We start from the raw sequence: 16,722 nt of genomic DNA, 5'->3' as shown, positions 1-16,722 counted from the left end.
GGGCTCCGGACCTGCGGATGTGGGGCCTCCGGGCCTGGGGACCGGGTGGGCTCCCGGCCTGGGGACCGGGTGATGTTCGGCGTCTTCGATCGTGGGCAGGGGTGCCAGGGCATCGGAAACATGTCAGTGCTTCCGCGGGCGTCCGCGAGGCGTGCCGTGTGAACGCGGCGTTCAGGGCGCCGCAGGCGTTAGGAGATCGACGTGACCAGTCCGGCCGGCCCTCCCCCCACGGGCGACGGCGGTGACGAGCCGCAGCGGTTGAAGCTGCTGGCGGTGACCGCGTGCCCGACCGGCATCGCGCACACGTACATGGCGGCCGAGAAGCTCTCGCAGGCTGCGGAGCGGCTCGGGATCGACATGAAGGTGGAGACGCAGGGATCCATCGGGGCTGAGAACGTCCTCGATGACAACGATGTCAGAACTGCCGACGGGATCATCGTCGCGGCCGACAAGGATGTGGACCTCGGCAGATTCGCGGGCAAGCGGGTGATCACCGTCGGGGTGGCCGAGGGGATCCACCACCCGGAGCGGCTGATCGAGCAGGTCCGGTCGGCGCCCGTGCACACCGCCGACGGCCCCGCGCCGACCTCCGGGAAGGGCGGCAGCGGCGGCGGCAAGGAGCGGAGCCTGCCGTACAAGGCGCTGATGAACGGGGTCAGTTACATGATCCCGTTCGTCGTGGTCGGCGGGCTGCTGATCGCGATATCGCTCTCGCTCGGCGGCCACACCGACCCCTCGGGCGGCCTGGTCATCCCGAAGGACTCCTTCTGGATGGACGTGAACAACATCGGTGTCATCGGCTTCACGCTGATGGTGCCGATCCTGTCCGGCTACATCGCCTACGCGATCGGCGACCGGCCCGCGCTCGTGCCCGGCATGATCGGCGGGTGGATCGCCAACACCGGCGCGCTGTACGACTCCAAGTCGGGTGCCGGGTTCATCGGGGCGATCGTGACCGGCTTCCTCGCGGGCTATCTGGTCCTGTGGATCAAGAAGGTCAAGGTCCCGAAGTTCGCCCAGCCGATCATGCCGATCATCGTGATCCCCATCGTCGCGACGACGGCTCTCGGCCTCTTCTTCATCTACGTCATCGGGAAGCCGATCTCGTGGGTCTTCGAGCATCTGACCAGCTGGCTCAGCGGGATGACCGGCACCAGCGCGGTGCTGCTCGGCGCGATCCTCGGCCTGATGATCGCGTTCGACATGGGCGGGCCGGTCAACAAGACGGCCTTCCTCTTCGGCTCCGGGCTCATCGCGACCGGCAACCAGACCGTGATGGGCATGTGCGCCGCCGCGATTCCCGTGATGCCGCTCGGCCAGGGCGTGGCCACCCTGATCCGCAGGCGCCTCTACACCGAGCAGGAGCGGGAGACGGGACTGGCCTCGCTGTTCATGGGCTGCTTCGGCATCTCCGAGGGCGCCATCCCGTTCGCCGCGGCGCGGCCCGCGCAGGTCATTCCGGCGAACATGCTCGGCGGTGCCGTGGCCGGTGCGGTCGCCGGACTCGCCGGGGTCAGCGACGCCGTCCCGCACGGCGGGCCGATCGTGGCGGTGCTGGGCGCCGTGGGCGGCGTGCCGATGTTCTTCGTGGCCGTCGCCGTCGGTACCGCGGTGACGGCGCTGACGACCGTCACGCTGGTCGACGTCAGTGAGCGCAGGCGGCGGGGCGAGGTGCTGATCCCCTCGGCGCGGACGCCCGAGCCGGCGCTCGCCGCCGCGGTCGCCGTCCCCGGGACCGGCGGCGCCACGGGACCGGTGCGCGCCGGCCTCGCGAAGGAGAACGGCCCGACCGCCGAGGCACCAGTGTCGCCCGTGTCCGGCGAATCCGCCGCCCCGGGCGGGGGATCGACGGCCACCGCTGTCGCCGACGAGACCGAGGTGCTCTCCGGATATGTCACGGAGGAGACCGTCAAGGTCCGGCTCGCGGCCGAGGACAAGGAGTCCGCGATCCGCGAGATGGCCGGACTGCTCGCCGCCACCGGCAAGGTGCGGGACGTCGAGGAGCTGGTGCGGACGGCGCTGCGCCGTGAGGAGCAGGGCACCACGGGCCTCGGCGAGGAGATCGCGATCCCGCACGCCAAGACGGACGCCGTGAGCGCCCCGGTCGTCGCGTTCGCGCGCTCCGACGCGGGCATCGAATGGGGTTCGCTGGACGGGACCAGGGCCCGGTTGGTGTTCATGATCTCCGTGCCGGAGGCCGCCGCGGGCGACGAGCACCTGAGGATCCTGGCGCTGCTGTCGCGCAAGCTGATGGACCCCGCCTTCCGGGAGCGGCTGACGGCCGCGGCGGACGCGCGGGCGGTCCTCGCGGTGCTGAGCGAGATCGAGTAGTCGGCGGTTCCGCGACCGCCCGGCCGCTGGACGACGTCGGGGCCCGCCTGAGATCTCAGGCGGGCCCCGACGTCGTACGGACGAGAGGTCAGTGGTCGGACGGCGACTGGGCCGGTCCGCCGGGGGTGGCGTCGCGGTCGGCGCCCTTGGCGGCCTCCGCCTCGCTGTAGATGTCCGGCTCCAGGTAGATCACCCGGGCGATCGGGACGGCCTCGCGGATACGGGCCTCGGCCGCGTTGATCGCGGAGGCGACCTCGGTGGCCGTGTCGTCGTGCCGGACGGCGATCTTCGCGGCGACGAGGAGTTCCTCGGGGCCGAGGTGGAGCGTGCGCATGTGGATGATGCGGGTGACCGTGTCGCCGTCGACCATCGCGGCCTCGATCTTCGTGGTGTTCTCCGGGCCCGCCGACTCGCCGAGCAGCAGCGACTTGGTCTCGGCGGCGAGGACCAGGGCGATCAGGATGAGCAGGACACCGATGCAGACCGTGCCGATGCCGTCCCAGGTGCCGTCGCCGGTGAGCAGGGCGATGCCGACACCGCACAGGGCCAGGACCAGACCGATGAGCGCGCCGAAGTCCTCCAGGAGGACGACGGGCAGCTCGGGGGCCTTGGCGCGGCGGATGAACTGGGACCAGGAGTGCGTCCCGCGGATCTGGTTGGACTCCTTGATCGCCGTACGGAACGAGAAGCCCTCGGCGATGATCGCGAAGACCAGGACGCCCACCGGCCAGTACCAGTGCTCGATCGCGTGCGGGTGCTTGATCTTCTCGTAGCCCTCGTAGACGGCGAACATGCCGCCGACCGAGAACAGGACGATCGAGACGAGGAACGCGTAGATGTAGCGCTCGCGGCCGTAGCCGAAGGGGTGCTCCGGGGTGGCCTCACGCTGGGCCTTCTTGCCGCCGATCAGCAGGAGTGCCTGGTTGCCTGAGTCGGCGAGCGAGTGGACGCCCTCCGCGAGCATCGAGGAGGACCCGCTGAACGCGAACGCCACGAACTTCGCTACCGCGATCGCGAGGTTGGCGCCGAGTGCCGCCACGATCGCCTTGGTGCCGCCTGAAGCGCTCATCTGCTCCTGCTGTCCCTTCGTACGCCGTCCGGACCCCGTTCGTACCCTCGTACCCCGGTCCGGGCTTTGCCCGCCCTTTGCGGTGGGCCATTCTTGCAGCCCGGGCCGGCAGCGGCGCCTCAGGCCTGCGCTGTCGTCCCGTCAGGCCACCACTGTCGCACGGAAGATCGTGCCGGACCCGGACACTTCGGCCTTTTCGCCGGCCGGTACGAACACCGAGTGGCCGGGCGTCAGGTCGATGCCGTCGGCGCGCGCGGAGCCCGCTGTGCACAGCAGGATCTGCGGGGTGTCGCGGGTGAGGTCGCGGGGGGCGGCGCCCCCGGCGAGGGAGTAACGGGACAGGCGGAACTCGTCGATGGGGGTCGCGTAGAGCTCCTCGCCGTCGGCGGACGCCTCGGGGCGCAGGACGCCGGGGTCGCTCGCCTCGAAGCGGACCACGCGCAGGAGTTCGGGGACGTCGACGTGCTTGGGGGTCAGGCCGCAGCGCAGGACGTTGTCGCTGTTGGCCATGATCTCGACGCCGAGGCCGTTCAGGTACGCGTGCGGGATGCCGGCGCCGAGGAACAGGGCCTCGCCGGGCTGGAGCCGGACGTGGTTCAGGAGCATCGCGGCGATGACCCCGGGGTCGCCCGGGTAGTGGTGGGCGAGGTCGGCGTACGGGGCGTGGTCGCCGCCGAGGCGGGCGCAGGCGGCCGTGGTCTCGGTGACCGTGCGGGCCATCTCGTCGGGGTCGGCGCCGAGGACGGCCGTGAGGACCTCGCGCAGGGCGGCTTCCTCGGGGTGGGCGCGCAGCAGGTCGACGTACGGCTTGAGGGCGTCGACGTCGAGGGCGGCGAGGAAGTCGGCCGCCTCCTCGGGGGCGCGGAAGCCGCACAGTCCGTCGAACTCGGTGAGGGCGCAGATCAGTTCGGGCTTGTGGTTGGCGTCCTTGTAGTTGCGGTGCGGGGCGTCGATCGGGACACCGCGGCTCTCCTCGTCCTCGTAGCCCTCGCGGGCCTGTTCGAGGTCGGGGTGGACCTGGAGGGAGAGGGGGGCGCCGGCGGCGAGGAGTTTGAGGAGGAACGGCAGGCGGGGGCCGAACCTGGCGACGGCCGCGCGGCCGAGTTCCTTCTCCGGGTCCTCGGCGACGACCTCGTCGAGCGGACCGCGCTCCGTGCGCGAAGGTGCGCCCGGGTGGGCGCCCATCCACATCTCCGCCTGCGGCTCGCCGGTCGGTTCCACGCCGAGCAGGTGCGGGATGGCGGTGGTGGAGCCCCAGGCGTAGGGGCGGACGGTGTTGTCGAGGCGGTCCATCGGTGTCTTCTTCTCCATACGTGCGCTGCGCGGCCCGCTCCGTGCGGGCCGGGTGGGGAGGCGTGGCGGCGGGTTGCGGTCGGGTGACCCGCGGCCGGGGCGCCGGTCGCGGGGCCCCGGCCCCAGGTCAGGCCCCCGAGGCGAGCGCCAGGTAAACGGCGGCGAAATCCGTGGTGGCGATCAGCTCGGCGAGGGTCTCCAGTTCGCCGCCCTCCTCGGGTTCGAGCTCGCTGATCGCGGTGTCGTGGGTGAGGGCGAGTTCGCGGGCGGCGGGGGCGGCGCTGATCCCGCCGATGGGGCGGTCGCGGAGCAGCACCACGCGCGCGTGCAGCGCCTGGGCCTCCTCGACGCGGTCGCGGAAGAAGTCGTCGGGGTCGGCGCCCGCGGCGAGGGCTCCAGCGAGGAGCACGCTGTGCGAGGCGAGGGCCTCGGGGAGTTCGGCGGCCAGCGCGGGGCGGCCCGCGAGTTCGGCGAGCGCGGCGGTGAAACGGCGGCCGGCCGGTCCGGCCGAGGTGCCTTCCGTCCAGATGACCGGGAGGGCCTCGGCCAGTTCGACGGCGAGGGTCTTGGCGGGGTTGCTGTACGCGGCGATCGCGGGGCCGCAGCGTTCGGCGACGCGGTCGAGACGGTCGGCGACCTTCTGCAGGGCCTCCGGCGGGGCGGAGACCAGGCCGGTGCGGTCGAGGAGCGCGAGCAGCGGGGTGAGGAGCGCCCACAGGACGCCGGGCGCGGAGGCCGCGATCGGTTCCTCCGGTTCGTACGGGGCGGTCGCCATCGGGACGAAGAGGCCGTGGATGCCCGCCACCCAGCCGGAGAGGGGGGAGCCGGCGGGGGCCACGGCGGCGACGGTGCAGCCGCGCCGGTAGGCCTGCTCGATGAGGAGGTCCAGGCCGGGTTCGCTGCCGTCGGGGGTGGCGATCAGCAGGAGGTCGACGGGGCCGGCCCAGCCGGGCAGTTCCCAGCGCAGGGCGCCCGCGGCGGGGGCGACGCCCTGGGGGGTGAGCCGTGTGACGGGGCAGCTCGCGCCGGCGAGGGTGCCGAGGAACTCGGCGACGCCGGTGGCGGCCATGCCTGGGCCGGCGATCAGGACGGCGCGGGGGCGGCCGTCCGGCTTGAGCTCGGAGATCCCGGCCTCGGCGGCGTGCCGGACCGCGGTGCGCACCCGGGCGCCGGCCTCGGCCGCGCCGCGGAGCAGGGCCCGCCGGTCGGCCCGGGCGAGTGCGTCGGGGTCGTCGAGCAGCGATTCGTCGAGCATGGGGTCGGGAGCCTCCGATCGCCGGGGCGGCGTCTGCGCGCCGGCCGCCGGTGCGTGCACGGGGTCGCTCGCGTGAGGTGCCGAGCGGCGCTGGGTCGGACCGGGGACCGGCCGGGTGCGGCGCCGGTCGCCGTGCGGGACGGACGTCGCCGGTGTCCCGTGCGGACGACGGCGGCGCGGTCGCTTGTCGTTGCGTGTCGTCGCTGGTCAGGGGAGCTGCCGGTTGCCGCGCCGTCGGCCCGCCGTGCGGACCGGGGCGGCGCCGCGGGGGCCTGTCCTGCGGGCGGCGGCGGTGCGGCTCAGGCGGGGCGGCGGGCCTCGTCGACCAGGAGGACGGGGATGCCGTCGCGGACCGGGTAGGCGAGGCCGCAGTCCGCTCCCGTGCAGATCAGCTCGGTCTCCTGCTCCTTGAGCGGGGCGTGGCAGGCCGGGCAGGCGAGGATCTCCAGGAGGCCGGCTTCGAGCGGCATGGGGTGTCCTTCCGAAACGGTGGATGCGGCCTGGTCAGGGTACCGCTGCGGGAACCCCGGCGCGGGGGCGCGGGGGCCTGTTCGTCGGGCGCGCGGGCCCGGGCGCGGCAGGGCGTGTCCGGCCGTTCCGGCGTGTACGCGTCCCGGGTCCGCGAGGGCCCGGCGCGCCCGTGGCACGCCGGGCGGGAGGGCTCAGCCGCGGATGATGGCCAGCACCTCGTCGCGGACCTTCGTCATCGTCGTCTCGTCGCGGGCCTCGGCGTTGAGGCGGAGGAGGGGTTCGGTGTTGGAGGGGCGGACGTTGAACCAGGCGTCCTCGGTGGTGACCGTCAGGCCGTCGAGTTCGTCGATGGTGACGCCCTCGCGTCCCTCGTAGGCGGCCCGGACGGCGGCGAGGCGGGCGGCCTGGTCGTCGACGGTGGAGTTGATCTCGCCGGAGCCCGCGTAGCGGTCGTACTCCGCGACGAGTCCGGAGAGCGGGCCGTCCTGTCCGCCGAGCGCGGCGAGGACGTGGAGGGCGGCCAGCATGCCCGTGTCGGCGTTCCAGAAGTCGCGGAAGTAGTAGTGGGCGGAGTGCTCGCCGCCGAAGATCGCGCCGGACGTGGCCATCTCGGCCTTGATGAAGGAGTGGCCGACGCGGGTACGGACCGGGGTGCCGCCGTGCTCGCGGACGACCTCGGGGACCGACCAGGAGGTGATGAGGTTGTGGATGACGGTGCCGCCGCCGTGCTTGGCGAGTTCGCGGGCGGCCACCAGCGCGGTGATCGCGGACGGGGAGACCGGCTCGCCGCGCTCGTCCACGACGAAGCAGCGGTCGGCGTCGCCGTCGAAGGCGATGCCGAGGTCGGCGCCCTCCTCGCGGACACGCTTCTGGAGGTCCACGATGTTCGCCGGGTCGAGCGGGTTGGCCTCGTGGTTGGGGAAGGTGCCGTCCAGCTCGAAGTACATCGGGACCAGCTCCAGCGGCAGCCCGGCGAAGACGGTCGGGACGGTGTGTCCGCCCATGCCGTTGCCCGCGTCGACGACGACCTTCAGCGGGCGGACGGACGTCAGGTCGACGAGCGAGCGGAGGTAGGCCGCGTAGTCCTCCAGCGTGTCGCGGCTCGTGATCGTGCCGGGCTTCGCGTCCGGCGCCGGAGCCGGGGCGCCGGAGTCGAGCCAGGACTCGGCGAGCCGGCGGATCTCGGACAGGCCGGTGTCCTGGCCGACGGGGGCCGCGCCCGCCCGGCACATCTTGATGCCGTTGTACCGGGCGGGGTTGTGCGAGGCGGTGAACATCGCGCCGGGGAGGGTGAACGCGCCCGAGGCGTAGTAGAGCTGGTCCGTCGAGCAGAGGCCGATCTCGGTGACGTCGACGCCGCGGGCGGCCGCTCCGCGCGCGAAGGCCCGGGACAGTCCGGGCGAGGAGGGCCGCATGTCGTGCCCGATCACGATGGCGTCGGCTCCGGTCACCTGGACGAACGCGGCACCGAACAGCTCGGCCAGCGGCTCGTCCCACTGGTCCGGGACCACCCCGCGCACGTCGTACGCCTTCACGAGCTGCGACAGATCAGCAGTCACGGGCCAACCCTCCAGAAGTCCACTTCGGTCGGCCCAAACTACCCTTCCGCGCCGGCCGGGCGCCGTACCGAGCCGCGGTGGAGCACAACCGCGACCTGCGGAACCGTCCCTTCCCGGGCGGGCGGGGACGCATCGGCCCCGGGAGGGGTCGGTGCGCGGCTCAGGGCAGCATCCAGGACAGCACCGGCGAACTCTGTCCGACCACGATGAGACACATCACGAGCAGGAGTCCGAGGCTCCAGGGCAGCACCTTGCGCAGGAGGTCGCCCTCCCGGCCCGCGAGCCCGACCGACGCGCAGGCGATCGTCAGGTTCTGCGGCGAGATCATCTTGCCGAGGACACCGCCCGAACTGTTGGCGGCGGCGAGGAGTTCGGGCGACAGTCCCGACTCCTTCGCGGCGCTCACCTGGAGGGCGCCGAAGAGGGCGTTCGCCGAGGTGTCGGAGCCGGACACGGCCACGCCGAACCAGCCCAGGACGGGTGACAGGAAGGCGAGCCCGGCTCCGACGGCCGCCACGAACTGGCCGATGGTGGCGGCCTGTCCGGAGAGGTTCATGACGTAGGCCAGCGCCAGCACGGACGTCACGGTGAGGATCGCGAACCTCAACTCGTGGACGGTCGCGAGCCATTCCCGTACCGCCACGCGCGCGTGCACCCCGAGCACGACGGCGGTGCACAGCCCGGCGATCAGGACGAGGGTGCCGCCGGTCGCCACGATCGGCCAGGTGAAGACGTTCCCGCCCACCGGCTTGCCGCCCGGTCCGACGACGTCCAGGAAGGGCCAGTCGTACGTCCGGGTCGCCCCCGCGAGCCAGTCCTTCACGACCGGGATCTGCGCGACCGAGAAGACCACGACGATCAGGGCGTACGGGGCGTAGGCGCGCAGGACTTCGCGGCGCGGGTCCGGCTCGTCGAGGTCCTCGCTGCGGGTGCCGGTGAGGACCGACGCCCGTACGGACTCGGTGGCGGGCACGCGGGTGCGCGGCACGGCGACCAGGGCCGCGGCGCCGGCCAAGGAGGCGGCGATGTCGGCGAGTTGCGCGGAGAGGTAGTTGGAGACGGCGAACTGGGCGGCGGCGAAGGCGACTCCGCACACCAGGGCGGGCACCCAGGTCTCCCGGAGTCCGCGTCTGCCGTCGACCAGCCCGACCAGCACCAGGGGGACGACCAGCGCGAGCAGTGGGGTCTGCCGGCCCACCACGGAGGCGACCGAGTCCAGGGGCAGGCCGGTGACTTGGGCGAGAGTCACGACCGGTGTGCCCATCGCGCCGAAGGCGACCGGGGCGGTGTTGGCGACGAGGGCGACGACCGCCGCGCGGACGGGGTCGAAGCCGAGGGCGACCAGCATGACCGAGCAGATCGCGACGGGTGCGCCGAAACCGGCGAGGGCTTCGAGGAGCGCGCCGAAGCAGAACGCGACGACGAGTGCCTGGATGCGCGGATCGTCCGAGAGCCGCCCGAAGGAGCGGCGCAGGATGTCGAAGTGCCGGGTGCGGACGGTCATCCGGTACACCCACAGGGCGTTGACGACGATCCACAGGATGGGGAAGAGGCCGAACGCGGCGCCCTGGGCGGCGCTGGAGAGCGTCTGACCGACCGGCATGCCGTAGGCGAGGCAGGCGACCAGTGCGGCCGTCAGAAGGCCGGCCAGGCCCGCCAGGTGGGCTTGCATGCGGACACCGCCGAGCAGGACCAGCACGACGACGAGGGGCAGGGCGGCCACGAGGGCGGACAGGCCGAGCGAGTCGGCGACGGGTTCCAGCTCCTGGACGTACACGGGTGCCTCCCCGGGATTCCGTGATGCGAAAGCGGTTTCTCACGGCAGACGGAATCGTCGTGTCCGCGACAACTTCACGTCAATGGGTGTGCGCGGCCCGATGCGATCGACGAGGCCCCGCGCTCGGCGGGCACGGCGTCCGGAACGGGCGCCAGGAGCCGCGCGGAGCGGGTGGACCTGGGGGGCCGCCAGGAGACGTCGACGCTCGGCGCGTGAAAGCGGTGCCGGGGCCATCGGTCCGGCCGCGCGAGGCGGGCTGCGGGGGTGCTCAGTTGTCCGGTGAGCGGAGGACCCGCAGGTGGCCGCGGCGTGCGACCTCCATCGGGTCGGCCGAGCGGGCGCTGCCGCCACCGGCCTCGGCCGTGCGCCGCTGCGGGCGGGCCGCCTCGCGCACCGCGTTCGCCAGCGCCTCCAGGTCGTCACCGCTCGGGCGGGCGGGACCCGAGGAGTCGGCGAGCCGGACGACCTCCCAGCCGCGCGGCGCGGTGAGGCGCTCGGAGTGCTCGGCGCACAGGTCGTAGCAGTGGGGTTCGGCGTAGGTGGCGAGCGGGCCGAGGACCGCGGTCGAGTCGGCGTAGACGTACGTCAGCGTCGCGACGGCGGGACGGCCGCAAGCGGTGCGCGAACAGCGACGTACAGGGCTCACGACGTTGGACGGTACCGCACTCTTGAGCGGGCCGCGACGACTCTCCCCCAGGTCACCCCACCGTGTCGTTCTGTGAGACGGCCCACACCGCATCGCGATCATCACCCCCTGACCTGGGGGGACATCACCGCTGGCAGGACCGAACAGGCCTGCGTCCGATCACCACTTGGTACACATCGGGTCAATTGCCATGTCAGCGACGGTCCTGGAGAGATACGGAATCGAGCCCAACCTTGGCCGGAATGGTCATCGGGCGACATCCGGAACAGAAGCCGGATCACCGGGCGTCGGCCGGGAGGGCGGTGATCCGGCGCAGCGTGGGGCCGGGCGGCCGGGCCGGGCGGGGACTACTCTTCGTCAGTGATGGACAACCCCGTACCGCCCCCCGCCGCACCAGCCGGTCCCCGCCGTCGTGACCGCCATGGCCGCGGCATGCGCGGCCCCGTGGCGCCGCCCCAGGTGCCTCTCGCGGCGAGCCGCGCCGAAGTGTTCGCGGACCTGGTGCAGGACTCCGTGGAGCGGCTGGAGCGGCGCTGGCCGCAGCTCGCCGACATCGACTTCATGGTCCTCGAAGTGCCCCGCCTGGAGGGCTCGGGCGACGGCTGGAGCGACGAGGCGGTGCCCCTGGGGGGCACGATCGCCGCACGCGAGGGCCGTCCCGCACGCGTGGTGGTCTACCGCCGGCCGGTCGAGATCCGCACCAAGGGCCGCGACGAGCGCGCCGCCCTGGTGCACGAGATCGTCGTGGAGCAGGTCGCGGAGCTGCTGGGGCTGACCCCGGAGACGGTCGATCCCCGGTACGGCGAGGACTGAGCCGAGGGCGGGATCGCCCCGGCCGCGTCATCGGCCGGGGATCACCCGTACGTGGTCGGCCGCCCCGGCTCACTTCCCGAGCAGCACCGAGAGGTCCTGGTCCGCCTCCGGCACCGAGACCGTGCCCCGGTCGTCCGGGAGGGTCTGGACGGTGAACGCGGGAACGCCGTCCTGGGGCGCGGCGAGCATCCGGGAGGCGTAGACCGGGCCTCCGGAGACCGGCTCGACGGTGAGGGCGTAGGTGCCCTTGAGGCCGCTCGGGACCGGTGCCTCGACGTTCTGTGTGGTGCCGGCCTTGATCGTGAACGTCTTCGAGACCGCCGTGCCGCCGCCGCTGCCCGCGGAAGCGGTGACCTTGACCGTGGCCCCCTTGCCCGGGGCGGTGACCGCGAGAGTGGACCCCTTGGCGCTGTTGTCCGCCGCCGTCGCACGCGTGCCGACGGGGGCGGTCGCCGGGATGAACGCGGTCTCCTGCCGGTCGCCCTTGCCGCGCACCACCCGCAGGGCGGCGACGACCGGGACGGAGGCGTCGCTGGGCGTGAGCACCAGGGAGCCGGCCTCGCCGCGGGTGACGTCGCCGAGGTCGACGGCGGAGGTCATGCCGGCCTTCACGTGCAGCGTCTCGTGGCCCGCCGGGGTGATCAGGCCCGAGGGCGAGGCGAGGCGGACCTTCAGGTCGGCGTCCGTGTCGCCGGGCGCGAAGGCGACCAGGCGCACGGAGGTCGCGTCCTTGGGGATGCCCGGCAGGACGAGGCTGCCGGCCGGGTCGGCGGAGGCGGCCAGCCAGTCGCCGCCGATCTTGTCGTCCAGCGCCTGCACGGCGGCACCGACACGGCCGCTGCGGACCGTCACGTGCACCGTGAGGTTGGTCTGCGGGTCGCCGGCCAATGTGTTCAGCAGGATCGGCTCGCTGGCGTGCGGCTGGACCGTGATCCCGTCGGCCACCGTGGACTTGAGGGTGCCGTCCTTGCCGTACAGGTCGATGTCGACGACGGCCGCGGAGTCGTCCGGGTTGGTCAAGTGCACATAGTCGGTGCGGTCGTCGGCCGTGCTCGCGCCCGGGAACCAGAACTCGGTGTCCGGAGCGGTGCAGTTGGTGCCGAGCAGGCCGCGTCCGGTGCCCACGGCGACGTCGGTGGTCTCCTGGACCGTCCAGCCGGGCGCGAACCTGCCCTCCGCGGTGCCGACGAGCGCGGGCGCCTGGGATCCCGAGGCGTCACCGGTCGCGGGCTTGCCCGGCTCCTTGACCCGCACGACGGGCTCGGTCGCCTTGCCGCCGCTCTTCTTGCCGCCGTCCGACTCCTCGGTGGCCGCCGTCAGTTCGGCCTTGCCGCCCGCGCCCGCGCCGTCCGCGACGGGGGTGAACGACGTGTACGCGGTGTCGGCGATGTCGGAGGTGCTCGGCTGCGGGCAGAGCAGGCTGGTGCGCTCCACGGGCAGTCGCGCGGCCGCCCGTGCCGTGTCGTCCCCCGAGGCGTCCGGGGACTGGAGCGTGGCGAATCCGGTGACGGCGGCGAGCGCGGTCGCGCCGGCGATCAGGGACAGGGTGGTGCGGTTCACTGCTGGCTCCCGTCGGGGCGCTCACTGTCGGTGCCGTGCGGCGGGGGCTGCGTGGGGTCGTACGCCGGGTCGTAGCCCTGCTCGCCCGTGCCGTAGCCCTGGCCCTGGCCCTGGCCCTGGGCGTCGTACGGCCGGCCGTTCGCGTCGTAGCCCTGGCCGTACGCCGGGTCGTAGGGCGTCCCGCCGTAGGCGTACGGGTCGTACTGGCCGCCCTGGTAGGGGTCCGCCTGGTACGGCTGCTGGTAGCCGCCCGTCGCGTACTCACCGGTGCCGTCGTACTGCTCGGCGCCGTACGTGCCGTATTCGGCGCCCGCGTAGCTCGGGGTGTCCCACTCGCCGTAGGTCTGCTGGTGCGGGACGGTGCCGGCCGGGACTTCCTCGTCCACGGCGGAGACGCTGTCGAGGTCCTCGTCGGATCCTTCGGCCTCGGCCTCCGCCTGGGCGCGCAGGCGGCGGGCGCGGCGGCCGTCCCCCGTGGTGTCCTGGGCGGGCACGGCCCGCTCCTCGGGGAGGTCGTCGTCGACGTCGCGGCGGCGGCCCGGCAGGGCGAGCACCACGAGGACGAGGGCGAGCGCGCCCTGGGCCCACAGCCAGGCGGTGTGGCTCAGCGGGGCGTCGAAGGTGACGTCCAGCCGTCCGCCGCCCGTGGGCAGTTCGAAGCCCTGGGCCCAGCCGTCGACCGTGGTGCGCGTGAGGGGCTTGCCGTCCAGGGTGGCCGTCCAGCCCGGGTCGGCGCTGTCGGCGAGCCGCAGGACGCGGCCGTCGGCGCCGGTCGGGACGGTGGTGTGCACCTCGACCGGTCCGGCGGCGATGGACTGGGGTTCACCGGAGGCGGGGACGATCGCGGCGCGCGAGACCTGCCGGTTGACGCGCCACAGGGCGCTGCCGTCCTGCTGGCTGAGCCGGGTCAGGCCGGGGGTGGCGTCCAGGACGCGGCTCACCTCGCGGGGCGCGCCCTTGCGGACCAGGACGTACCGCACGGCGAAGCCGCCGAGTTCGTCGGCCTGGTCGGCGCCGGAGCCCGCGACGAGGTTGGCGACGACCTTGTCGAGCTTCTTGTTCTCGCCGCCCGCCGAGGCCAGTTCGGCGTCGCCGAGGCGGGCGCCGGAGCCGCGGACGAGGGTGTAGCGGACCTGGGCGGCGGACCGGCTGTCGAGGACGAGGGTGCGGGCCTGGTCGCGGGTGCCGCTCTCCTCGGCGACGAACGCGGGCACCTGCACCGGGTCGCGGCGCTCCACGGGTCCGTCGGCGCCGCCGATGATCCATCCGGCGGCGATGAGCAGGGGTCCCGCGGCGCAGGCGAACGCGACGAGCGCGGCGACCGGCTGACGCCAGCCGAAGCTCTGCTCGGCCACCCGCGCGCGGGCTCCGTCGGCTCCGACGGCCGCGGCGGAGAGCAGCGCGAGGCCGTAGACGAGGGTGGCGGGGCCGGCCCAGGTGGAGCCGTTGGACAGGACCGCGAGGACGAGTGCCACCAGGGCGACGATCCAGGCGGTCCTGATCCCCGCCTGGCGGTCGGTGCGCAGCAGGGCCGCGAGCGCGGCGAGCACGACACCGAAGAGCATCAGGCCGCTGACCGTGCCCGGGCCGCCGGGGCTCGCGCCGAGCAGGTCGAGCGCGGAGGCCGCGCTCGCTCCGTACTCCAGGCCGGCTTCCTTGAAGAAGCCGAACGGCAGCAGCGTGAGCGACCAGGGGGCGAGGACCAGGAGCGGGGTGCCGAGCTGGGCGAGGAACCGCGGTCCGTACGCGGACAGTTCCCTGCGGCGCACCGCGAGGAGCGCGAGGCCGAGGATCAGCGCGAGGGGCCAGACGATCGGGGTGAACGCCGTGGTGAACGTCAGCAGCAGGGCGTAGGCCCAGGTGGCGCGCCAGCTGCCGCGGGCTCCCGAGGAGTGCGCGAGACCGCTCGCCGCGACGCCCGCGCGCGCGAGGAGCGGCAGCAGGATCGCGAGGACGGCCGTGCCGATGCGGCCGCCGGCCAGCGCGCCGGTGGCGGCGGGCAGGAAGGCGTAGGCGACGGAGGCCCAGGCGCGCAGCAGGCGGGACTCGACCAGCGGGCGCGAGGCGAAGTAGGCGGCGAAGCCGGCCAGCGGCACGGACGCCACGAGGAGCACGGTGACCGCGAGTCCGGTGGAGCCGAGGAGGAGGGAGGCCAGCAGCGCGACGAGCGCGAGGTAGGGCGGGGCGGCCTGGGTGTCGCCCGCGCCGACCGGATGCCAGCCGTCGGCATAGCGGGCCCAGAGCTCGGAGGCGTCCGACGGTGCGGGCAGCAGTGAGCCGCCCGCGAGGGCTCCGCCGCCGAGCAGGGCCCGGCAGGCGAGGAGCGAGACGAACAGGAGGACCAGGAAGACCATCGGACCGGGGTTGCGCGCGATGCGCTTGAGCCGGGCGAACTGCTCGATCTCCAGGAAGTCGCCGTCGTCGCCGCCGGGTCCGGACTCGACGGCGCCGCCGTGCCGGCCGGCGCCCGTGGTCAGTTCGGCGTCGGAGCGGCCCACCAGATTGCCGGCGACCTGCTCGACGGTGGCCCGCACGGTCGCGCCGGGCGGCGGGAACAGCGGGCGCAGTTCGCCCTTGTCGACCTGGGGCCGGCCGCGCCTGCGGCGGCCGGCGATGATCCGCTCCGGACGCAGCAGGGTGCCGAGCAGGCCGCGGATCTCGTCGACGGCCTGGCCGGGGACCTTGCCCACGAGGTAGGCGACGGTGCGCAGCAGGGTGCCGAGGACGAGGCGGACCAGGATCCAGGGGAGCTGCGCCGTGCGGGCGTTGACGAGGAGGGTGTAGGCGGCGCCCGCCTTGTCGACCTTGTGCGGGGACGCGGAGGTGCGGCCCACGCAGTCGACGGTGCGGCGCTCGCGGGAGGCGGCCTCGGCGTGCCGTACGACCGCTTCCGGGGCGACGAGGACGCGGTGGCCGGCAGCCTGGGCGCGCCAGCACAGGTCGACGTCGTCGCGCATCAGGGGCAGTCGGCGGTCGAAGCCGCCGAGCTCCTCGAAGACGTCGCGGCGGACGAGCATGCCGGCGGTGGAGACGGAGAGGACCGGGTGGACGTGGTCGTGCTGTCCCTGGTCCTGCTCGCGGCGGTCGAGTCCGGTCCAGCGGCGGCCGGAGTTGGCGATGGTGACGCCGACCTCGAGGAGCTGGCGGCGGTCGTACCAGCCGCGGAGCTTGGGGCCGACGACGGCGACCTCGTGGCCCAGCTCGCGTTCGTTCTCCACGACGCGCAGCAGGTGGGCGAGGGCGTCGGGTTCCGGGGCGCTGTCGTCGTGCAGCAGCCAGAGCCACTGCTCGGGCTCGCCGTACGGAAGGTCCGGCATGTCGTAGGCGTCGTCGCGCCAGCTGCGGGTGACGGGGTCCCAGCCGCTCGGCCGCTTCAGGTAGGGCAGGTCGTCCGGGGTCAGCAGACCGGCGGTGCGGGTCGCCTCCTCGACGGCCTGGCCGAATCCCGTGCGGCGGGCGAGGTGCAGGACGTGGTCGGCACCGAGGGCGTCGGTGAGCAGCTGGGCGGAGTCGTCCGCGCTGCCGGTGTCGGCCGCCACCGCGTTCTGCACGGGGCGCTCCTGGCCGAGCAGCCCGGCGAGCGCCTCGGGGAGCCAGCGGGCGCCGTCGTGGGAGACGAGCACCGCGGTCACGACGTGGCGCGGGAACTCAGGTGCGGCAGCTGCGTCGTGACGGGCTGCCGAATGGCTGTGCACGGACATCGAGGTACGGGCCCCGGTTCGATGGACTGCGGTGGACGTCTGTGTCCGGCGGGGACAGCGGGACGTCTCGGACGAGGGCCCACACTAACGGCTGGGCAGGACGACGGCCCGCCGCCTGTGGATAACCCACGTGCGACGGGCCGTTCGTTACGTGAGCGTGTGTGCCGATTGGTCAGCGGCTCCCACGCGTGCGTGCGGCTGTTTTCCGTCCGCATTTCCGTGCGACTGTTTTCGGACAGCGTCCTTC

11 protein-coding genes are annotated in these 16,722 nt (G+C 73.6%); 2 read left to right on the top strand and 9 right to left on the bottom strand.

All coding sequences use genetic code 11. The annotated features are described in order from the left end of the window. Positions 1 to 201: 201 nt before the first annotated feature. Positions 202 to 2,331 carry a fructose-specific PTS transporter subunit EIIC gene (locus tag OG406_RS24145; protein WP_329187714.1) on the top strand — a complete coding sequence of 710 codons (2,130 nt, stop codon included), beginning with the start codon at positions 202 to 204 and terminating at the stop codon, positions 2,329 to 2,331. 88 nt (positions 2,332 to 2,419) lie between these two features. Here OG406_RS24145 and OG406_RS24140 read toward each other — a convergent pair whose 3' ends face one another. The 7 genes from OG406_RS24140 to OG406_RS24110 all read right to left on the bottom strand — a co-directional run bounded on the left by OG406_RS24140 (position 2,420) and on the right by OG406_RS24110 (position 10,494). Then, positions 2,420 to 3,400: a cation diffusion facilitator family transporter gene (locus OG406_RS24140; RefSeq protein WP_164373781.1), complete on the bottom strand. Its 981-nt coding sequence runs from the start codon at positions 3,398 to 3,400 to the stop codon at positions 2,420 to 2,422. 141 nt (positions 3,401 to 3,541) lie between these two features. Beyond that, positions 3,542 to 4,693 (bottom strand): mannose-6-phosphate isomerase, class I, encoded by a 1,152-nt coding sequence (gene manA / locus OG406_RS24135; protein WP_329187711.1) that lies wholly within the window; start codon positions 4,691 to 4,693, stop codon positions 3,542 to 3,544. A gap of 127 nt (positions 4,694 to 4,820) precedes the next feature. Then, positions 4,821 to 5,948, bottom strand: coding sequence for an SIS domain-containing protein (locus OG406_RS24130; protein ID WP_326843044.1), 1,128 nt, complete (start codon positions 5,946 to 5,948; stop codon positions 4,821 to 4,823). Positions 5,949 to 6,247: 299 nt separating this feature from the next. After that, on the bottom strand, positions 6,248 to 6,418 hold the full coding sequence (locus OG406_RS24125; RefSeq protein ID WP_078943765.1) for a Trm112 family protein: 171 nt from the start codon (positions 6,416 to 6,418) through the stop codon (positions 6,248 to 6,250). A gap of 192 nt (positions 6,419 to 6,610) precedes the next feature. Further along, entirely contained in the window at positions 6,611 to 7,978 is a 1,368-nt protein-coding gene (locus OG406_RS24120; RefSeq protein ID WP_266848117.1) for a phosphomannomutase/phosphoglucomutase, read from the bottom strand. A 160-nt stretch (positions 7,979 to 8,138) separates the two neighbouring features. Next, on the bottom strand, positions 8,139 to 9,755 hold the full coding sequence (locus tag OG406_RS24115) for an L-lactate permease (RefSeq protein ID WP_329187707.1): 1,617 nt from the start codon (positions 9,753 to 9,755) through the stop codon (positions 8,139 to 8,141). 268 nt (positions 9,756 to 10,023) lie between these two features. Next, the gene (locus OG406_RS24110) at positions 10,024 to 10,494 is read right to left on the bottom strand and encodes a DUF3499 domain-containing protein (RefSeq protein ID WP_164373087.1); all 471 of its coding nucleotides are present in this window, start codon (positions 10,492 to 10,494) and stop codon (positions 10,024 to 10,026) included. 270 nt (positions 10,495 to 10,764) lie between these two features. Here OG406_RS24110 and OG406_RS24105 point away from each other — a divergent pair, with 270 nt between their 5' ends. Continuing rightward, on the top strand, positions 10,765 to 11,214 hold the full coding sequence (locus OG406_RS24105; RefSeq protein ID WP_164373093.1) for a metallopeptidase family protein: 450 nt from the start codon (positions 10,765 to 10,767) through the stop codon (positions 11,212 to 11,214). Between the two features lie 69 nt (positions 11,215 to 11,283). On the opposite strand, the gene OG406_RS24100 is transcribed toward OG406_RS24105, so the two are convergent. Both OG406_RS24100 and OG406_RS24095 read right to left on the bottom strand, forming a co-directional pair. Further along, positions 11,284 to 12,774 carry a DUF5719 family protein gene (locus tag OG406_RS24100; RefSeq protein WP_329187705.1) on the bottom strand — a complete coding sequence of 497 codons (1,491 nt, stop codon included), beginning with the start codon at positions 12,772 to 12,774 and terminating at the stop codon, positions 11,284 to 11,286. Further along, on the bottom strand, positions 12,771 to 16,475 hold the full coding sequence (locus tag OG406_RS24095) for a glycosyltransferase family 2 protein (RefSeq protein WP_329187703.1): 3,705 nt from the start codon (positions 16,473 to 16,475) through the stop codon (positions 12,771 to 12,773). Before OG406_RS24095 ends, OG406_RS24100 begins: the two co-directional genes overlap by 4 nt. Between the last annotated feature and the right edge of the window lie 247 nt (positions 16,476 to 16,722).

The organism is Streptomyces sp. NBC_01428 (assembly GCF_036231965.1).
Taxonomy (GTDB): Bacteria; Actinomycetota; Actinomycetes; order Streptomycetales; family Streptomycetaceae; genus Streptomyces.
Note: the sequence above shows the minus strand (reverse complement) of the source record. Positions and strands in the feature narration are given on the sequence as shown.